Annotated in this window: 7 protein-coding genes; 5 read left to right on the plus strand and 2 right to left on the minus strand. The window is 38.7% G+C overall.

All coding sequences use genetic code 11. The features are described 5' to 3' along the window. Nucleotides 1-87 precede the first annotated feature (87 nt). The 5 genes from NFU03_RS15525 (at nucleotide 88) to NFU03_RS15545 (ending at nucleotide 4,833) form a co-directional block, all read left to right on the plus strand. A complete protein-coding gene (locus NFU03_RS15525) occupies nucleotides 88-1,521 on the plus strand; it encodes a TcaA NTF2-like domain-containing protein (protein WP_251640034.1) in 1,434 nt (477 codons plus the stop codon). Between the two features lie 112 nt (nucleotides 1,522-1,633). Next, on the plus strand, nucleotides 1,634-1,912 hold the full coding sequence (locus NFU03_RS15530; protein WP_251640035.1) for an S-layer homology domain-containing protein: 279 nt from the start codon (nucleotides 1,634-1,636) through the stop codon (nucleotides 1,910-1,912). An 87-nt stretch (nucleotides 1,913-1,999) separates the two neighbouring features. Continuing rightward, nucleotides 2,000-2,740, plus strand: coding sequence for an S-layer homology domain-containing protein (locus NFU03_RS15535; protein WP_251640036.1), 741 nt, complete (start codon nucleotides 2,000-2,002; stop codon nucleotides 2,738-2,740). A 702-nt stretch (nucleotides 2,741-3,442) separates the two neighbouring features. Then, nucleotides 3,443-4,222, plus strand: a complete 780-nt coding sequence (locus NFU03_RS15540; RefSeq protein ID WP_251640037.1) for a toll/interleukin-1 receptor domain-containing protein — start codon at nucleotides 3,443-3,445, stop codon at nucleotides 4,220-4,222. A 122-nt stretch (nucleotides 4,223-4,344) separates the two neighbouring features. Next, nucleotides 4,345-4,833, plus strand: coding sequence for a TIR domain-containing protein (locus tag NFU03_RS15545; RefSeq protein ID WP_251640038.1), 489 nt, complete (start codon nucleotides 4,345-4,347; stop codon nucleotides 4,831-4,833). Nucleotides 4,834-5,032: 199 nt separating this feature from the next. Here the strand turns inward: NFU03_RS15545 and NFU03_RS15550 are convergent, their stop codons facing one another. Next, entirely contained in the window at nucleotides 5,033-5,521 is a 489-nt protein-coding gene (locus NFU03_RS15550) for a hypothetical protein (RefSeq protein ID WP_251640039.1), read from the minus strand. A gap of 280 nt (nucleotides 5,522-5,801) precedes the next feature. Next, nucleotides 5,802-6,530 carry a hypothetical protein gene (locus NFU03_RS15555; protein WP_251640040.1) on the minus strand — a complete coding sequence of 243 codons (729 nt, stop codon included), beginning with the start codon at nucleotides 6,528-6,530 and terminating at the stop codon, nucleotides 5,802-5,804. Nucleotides 6,531-7,268 lie beyond the last annotated feature (738 nt).

A 7,268-nucleotide genomic window follows, 5' to 3' on the forward strand; every position in this document is an offset into this window, starting at 1 on the left:
ATATTGACAAATACCTACTCATAAGCATGCTTTATTTCCTACTTAATTCCCTGTATACTTCAAGTAAAAAGGAAAGAAGGTTATGCCATGAAATACTGTCGAAATTGCGGCCATGAATTGCCTTCAGACGCAGAGTTCTGTAAAAATTGCGGGGATCATGTCGGCAGCACGCCGGATGAAACGGCTGCGAGCAGTCCGCAGCCAGCAGCAAGCCGTTCGACCCAGACGCCCCGGCCACCAAGAAAGCCGTTGGGCTTGCCCGTCAAAATCGGTCTGATTGCTGCTGCCGTCCTCGTGATAGGCCTTATCACGACACACTTGGTCTTAAAAAACATGTATGACCCCGACAAGAAGATTGCGGATATGAACACCGCGTACAACACACAAGATGCCGAAGGGCTGTTCAAACAGTTCACCTTGAAAGAAGGATCTGTCGGACACGCGGACAGCTTCTACAAACTCGTCAAACAATACGGGTGGAGCGACTTACGCGAACAATTGAGCGGGGAAGCTATCAAAGCGACGAGCAGTGCAGCCAGTGCCAATATTATCGAGACGGACGGTGAATTCATTTCCGTGACGAGCAAACATGTCCTGTTCGGGCTTTATAAGGACGTGAACTTCACTATCCTTCCGACAGACCTGACCGTCAAAGTTCCATTGAAAAACACTTCCTTCACGTTCGACGGACAAAAATTCACGACAAAAGAAGACAACGAAGTCATCGAGCTCGGCAAGTACATACCAGGAGATTATGCTTGGGCGTATGAAACGAAAGGGAGCCTAATGCCGCTTTCAGGGAAAGGGACCTCCCTGGTTGAAAGCACGGAAGACAATGCAGCCAAACTCGACATCGACTGGAATCTCGCCGACATGACGCTCGGTTCCAACGACGAAAAAGCCGTCGTGTACATTGACGGCAAATCCACCAAGAAGACGGTCGCCGAACTCGCGGATCTCTATCCAGTCCAATTCAACAAGGACATCAGCATCCATGCCGTCACCAAAGACAGCAAAGGGAAAGAAGTGAAATCGGATGTCGTGCCTATGGATAAAGGGACGCTCTACCTGACATTCGATCACATCGCCAAAGAACAGGAAGCCCAGGAGAAAAGCGAGGAAGCAAAACGAGAGCAGTCCGCGGATGAAGACTGGGTCCGCAGCTTATACAAAGAATTCCGGAATGACTACGAGCGGGCGATCTACTATGCCGACTTCGATTACATCGAACAGTACTTCCAGGACGGCACAGCCATCCGCCGGGACTATGCCAAATTCGTCAACGATCACAGCACGATACCGGGCTACTCCTACAACTTCATGCTGAACGACGTCACCTCCGTCAAAACCGTCGCCGCCGGTAAAGTCGAACTGTACTCCTTCGAAACATTCGATTTCTACTCCTACGAAGACGGCGATCTGAACTACGAGCGCCAGAAGAAATACGTCTTCGTCAAAGTCAACGACCAGTATTACATCGAATCGATCACCGACTTGAATACGAAGAAGAGACAGTTGTAAGAGCTTCCGCAAAAGCGGATTAGCCCTGAGCCTTCGATATGCAAAGGTCCAGGGCTGTCTCTTATCTTTATGGAAATACGCTTATAAACAATCCAAAGAACGGAATGTACTTATGAAAATGAATTCCATCTTCTCCACTGCGCTCTCAGCAGCCCTCCTGACACCCGTCATTGTCATCCCGATGCCTGCCGCCGCTGCAGGCAATGAATCCAGTAAGTTTACAGATACCCAGTCCCTCCCTGTCCAAGACCAACAGAAAATCTCAGTACTTGTCAATCGGGGTATCATCTCGGGATATGCAGACGGTACTTTCAGAGCCCAGCAACCCGTCACACGCGGTCTGTTTGCATCTTTCATCGCCAGGACGTTCGAGTTGCAGAAACCCTATTAGCCAAAAGCGTTCCAGGATGTAACAGAGAACGTCTCGACGTACGACGGCATCATCAAAGGCTATGCCTATAATGTGGTATAGAGATACTTGGACGGCCGCTTCAAGCCGGATAACTCCATCGCCCGAGGGGAAATGGACATCACGCTCGACAACATGCTGCAGCAGAGCGGGAATTACAACGTCCTAAAAACACCAAATTACAAGGACGCTAAATCTATTGGCCAACGAGCGATTGTCGCAGTTAAGCGATTGAACAATTTCGGCATTATGGCGCTACGTGTAAATAACTATTTCAAACCGAACGATAACGGTACGCGGGTGGAGACGGTGCTGTCGATTTATAACCTGCTGAAAACAACTGGTAAACTGACACAAAATGAGGTAATGGTGGCACCAGAACCCGAGAAACCAACAGCGCCGCCAGCGGAGACGGCAACGCTTGAAGATCTATTCGCTGCCAACATTTCTTTCAATTACAATGGGTTCCAGTTTGAACGAGTAGAGGAAATCGACAGCGTATACGGCGTAGACAACAATCGGAGAATCATTACTTCCGCACCTAAAGTAAATCCTCGTCTGCTCGAATTTGTTAATGGTGAAATTAATAACGGTCACGGTTTTCTATTCGGCTTGACCAACAACAAGGAGGATAACAACAGAACACTATACTCTATAGCTTTCAACGCCTGCATAGATTTAACTAAGAGCCAGCTTGAAAGCGCCATCAGACAGGTCAACGGTAAACAAAAGAAAGTCGCTGTGGGCAATTATATCGTCGAAGATGCTACTGACAAATACGGCATTTTGCTGTATGTGCGAAGGAAGTAATTGGCTTTTAAGAAATAAAAATAAAACTGAATCAATAGTACGATTACCTTTGCATCATACAAATTAGTTGCAAACCGCGTGTTAGTTATCCGAAATTTTACAGGAATCTTTAGTCAATCGTAGTTTTTCCAAACTGTGATTGTTGTAGAGTCAATAGAAAGAAGCGACTATGGGAGATTCAACTTGCGACGGGCTGCCCAATTCAGTTTCCCCATGAAGACGTCCAAGATGCACTTCAAGCTGGCAGGCTCCTACGCCTTCAGATGTATGGAAAGGAATGAGTGATCAATATATATCAGTCCAATACAACCACTGACGTCTACTGCGTAGCGCAGGCTTTCCACTCATTCGCAGCCGAGTGGATGAGATAGGAAAGAAAAACGAAAACCGTACATTTGCAGACGGTTCCCTCAATTTGAAACTCGTTCAGGATTCCTTTAAGATCTTTTATCAGGTAGAAAGATTTTAATCAGTTCCGGGAGCTTGGTATTTTTATCCACGAGAGATAACCTCGTTTCGTAAAAATTTGTCTAGTAACTTACATTTTACGTCAGGCATCTCTTTTTCTGCATTCAGTTCTATGAATCTATTTGGTTAATCAGCACAAAAGAAACAACAAAACAGAAACATTTGTTCTTTATAAGATTAAATGATACAATTTTTAAAGAAATGAAAAATTTGAATTAAAAAGGGGATAGGAATATGTACTTAGCTTTTAATCTTGAAACTAATAAGGATTATTCGAATTGGTATGAGAAAGGAAAACAAATATACCAAGAAGAAGTAGAAGGGATTAATAAAAATCTGGAGAATTATTTATATCAAGGAACATCAACGATAAATGGTAACTCCCTTGAAAGCGATTGGTTTCCAGAAGTAAATGCAGATGTATTTCTCTCTCACTCACATGTTGACGAAGAGAATGCAATTGCCTTTGCAGGATGGTTAAAAGAAGTTTTCGGATTAACTGTTTTTATTGACTCTTGTGTGTGGGGACATTCAAATGAACTTTTAAAAAGTATTGATGATAAATACTGCTTAAATCCATCAGGGAATATGTATGACTACAACAAGAGAAACTATTCTACTAGTCACGTTCACATGATGTTATCAATGGCATTATCAAAGATGATGGATAGAGCAGAGTTAGTTATATTCATGGCTACGGATAATTCCATACAGCCGGTTTCAAAAACCATCTCTCACACTACAAAGTCTCCTTGGATCTACAACGAGCTTGTAATGACTAATTTAATTAGAAAAATCAATCCAAACCGTCCAATTGAAGAGGCTTTTGAGAAACGTGCTTTTAATGAAGCTAAACGATTAGATGTAGCCTACGATGTAGGTAGTTATATGAATAAGTTAATACCTCTGAGAGACGGTAATCTCCATATTTGGGAAGAGCAATATCAGCAAAATCATCCTTTACACACCCATCCTTTGGATTTTTTATATGCACAATTCAAACGTCCTCAATAAGTATTCTAAAAATGATTGGAGGGTAAAATTACGGGTTATTATAAAGCCTTTTTTTCATAATTCAAGTCACTAAGTTGAATCTATAATGAGCCTTTATTTTCGAAATCCAAGGAGGACTACCATTGTCTAAAAAAGTATTCTTTAGTTTTCATTTTGGTAACGATGTAGGCAGAGCAAATGTCGCCCGGAACTCGTGGGTAACTCAAGGCAGAGAATCTACAGGATTTGTGGACAAAGCAGAGTTTGAAAAAATTCAAAGAATTAGTGAGAGAGCGGTCAAACAATGGATTGATAGTCAGCTGAATGGCACATCTGTAACAGTAGTACTTATAGGCTCAGAAACCTTTGATCGGCCTTATGTTAAGTACGAAATAGAACAAAGCTACAAAAAGGGAAATGCAATCATCGGCGTAAAAGTTGGCGGGATTAAAGATCTAAGAACAGGATTGACTAGCACCTCTCAAAGTACTCTGAAGGTTATCGGAAACGATGTAACTGGAAAAACTCTTTGGTTTAATGAGATAGCTTCAGGGATTTACGATTACGTATCGGATGAAGGGTACCAGAATTTAGGAAAATGGATATTAAATGCTAGAAGCATTAAAGTTTAATACCTGAACCAATCTCTTAATTACTCTTTTTAAAATGGTAGAAAGAAAGCTCTCAATTAGTGTCTGGAGCATGGTATTCTTATTCATGAGAGATGAACTCGTTTCGTAAATGTTTGTCTGGTAACTTACATTCTACGTGAAGCATCTCTTTTTTGCTTTCATTTTGATGGGACTCTTTGGTTAATCATCAGGCGTGATCTCAAAATATGTTATAGAAACCCTTCTTCTCAAATACTTTGCTGTTGTCATTCTCATAAGCGATAAGAATGTTTGCAATTATCAGCAATAAACAGATACCAAAGTACATAAAAATCAACATTTTATTTTTACTAATATAACATTCAAAAATAACTTTAAAGGTCAGTTTTTCATAGATAGGTGTCAAATCATATAGCTTTTCTTCATAATTATCCTGTTCGCATCTCATTTCTATTCTCTCATTATATAAAACTCTAAATCTTCTTTCATATATATAAAACTGCAAATTCAATATATAGAAAATAACAGATGCAAAGCCGATAATAAGAGCATAAACAATAGTGTTGTTAAATTTCCAAGCGGATATTACAATAATGAGAGCAAAGTACCATCCTTTTATGTTAAACGAATTTTGAGCCATTCTATTCACACATGCTTGGATTAAATCTAATTCTTTGTGTAATAATATCTGTTTCTCATTTAAACCCATTTACAACAACTCCTTTAATCATGCAATTTTTTTCTAGATTCCCCTGCGTTTGATACTTAACGCTTTTAATAAATACTTTTCTCCAATCTTTCAGATCATTAATGTCTAATCTATTCATATAATTAAAATGCTCCTCAATTTTTTTACTATATTAAGCCTTTCTTCTCCTCTAAAGCACGGCTCATTGCATAATCAACTTTGCCACCTAAACTCAAAAAAATGCCATTACTATTAAACTTATTATATCAATGACGTTGCATTAATCTTAAATTTTATATAATCATCTTCCGTTTTGAATATTGTTGTTTGATGGCTTCTTCTTAGTTTGAAACAATTTATTTTCATAGAATTTAATTAGTTGTGCTTGCTCGTTTATTTGCTCTTTAAGTAAAAACTTGCAATTTTCAACCTCCTTCGACTCCTTATATTTGCAATCATTCTCCTTTTTCTTTAGTTTATTGATTTTATTCTTTCCCTTTAAGGCGTCATAATTATCAAGTAATATTGAGTATAGACCTAAGAGAGCTATTGTATTTAAAATGTGGACAAATATAGACTTGAATTTATAACTCGCATTTGATTTTTCCATGTCTAAAAACTTTCTGTTATCAAGTCCTTTTTGTATATTGCTAAACTTTTCATCGTCCATATCTAATGAATCTTTTACTACTTGCTCGATAGTGGAATAACTCTTCAAGGTGTAAGGTGTTAGGTTCTGTATTAATATTGTTATTTCTTCAGAAGTAGGATTAAAAAGCTCTGGTTCAGTCTCACTAATAGCTTTAATAATAGTTTCTTTATCCGAAAAAACTTCGCTTTTTAGTGAGTTTATATCAAATATTGCGAAAGTTATATAGATAATAATTAATGTAAAGAAAATGATTATAGATGTAATAGATATAGCTTGGGTTAGCTTAGAGCTTTTTCCAGATAAATAAGTTAAAAGAATTATCATCGCAAATAAAGCTAAGATAATCATTAAACCTATGAAAATATTGTATGTATTCAATTTGATTTACCCTCCACTGATAAATACTTTTCTATAAAACGGTAAGCCATTCAGTACCCATTTCAACTAAAGAGTATGAGTATTATAAGTGATTGTTCGCCATCCTGAACTTATTAAAGCTATCCTCCTCATATTGATCCTCTAACTCCATGGAGATATTACCTAATTTGGTCAATAACACTTTTTGTTGATCTGTTATTGGTAAGTCCTCCAATAATCGCGGTATATCTCAATAATTCGAAATACCGTTATCTTTAATATCGACAATGTCGAAATAGCAACGGCAGCTGCATGACGATTATATAGACTGTATATCACGCGTGTTGATTAACCAATAGTTCCGTCAAAATGAATGCAAAAAGAGAGACTTCACGTAAATAGTAAGTTACCAGACAAACATTTACGCATTGAAGTCATCTCTCAAGAATAAGAATATCACGCTACAGACACTGATTAAAAGCTTTCTATCAGAAAAATATCTTCAATGAGTTCTCTAACATAACTAATACAGTGTATATAACGATTCCTTTTTCCAGAATGCCACATGAGCCAGTTTAATAGTAAAGGCTTACGAGTACAAGCAGTATGAAACAAAACTGAAGTTGGTGAGCTACCGTTTTATTTAGCAGGTTACCAACTTATGTTTCCATCCACTACCTCAAAATACTGTATTTGGCAAGTAGAAAATGTATGTTTCGGCAATTAAAAATGTAGGTCCTTGCCAATCATCTTGTTTTA

It is taken from the genome of Sporosarcina sp. NCCP-2716 (assembly GCF_023707985.1).
Lineage (GTDB): Bacteria > Bacillota > Bacilli > Bacillales_A > Planococcaceae > Sporosarcina.

Coding starts and splice junctions, on each gene's coding strand:
- NFU03_RS15525 (WP_251640034.1), top strand. CDS start 88: ATGAAATACTGTCGAAATTGCGGCCATGAATTGCCTTCAGACGCAGAG.
- NFU03_RS15530 (WP_251640035.1), top strand. CDS start 1,634: ATGAAAATGAATTCCATCTTCTCCACTGCGCTCTCAGCAGCCCTCCTG.
- NFU03_RS15540 (WP_251640037.1), top strand. CDS start 3,443: ATGTACTTAGCTTTTAATCTTGAAACTAATAAGGATTATTCGAATTGG.
- NFU03_RS15550 (WP_251640039.1), bottom strand. CDS start 5,521: ATGGGTTTAAATGAGAAACAGATATTATTACACAAAGAATTAGATTTA.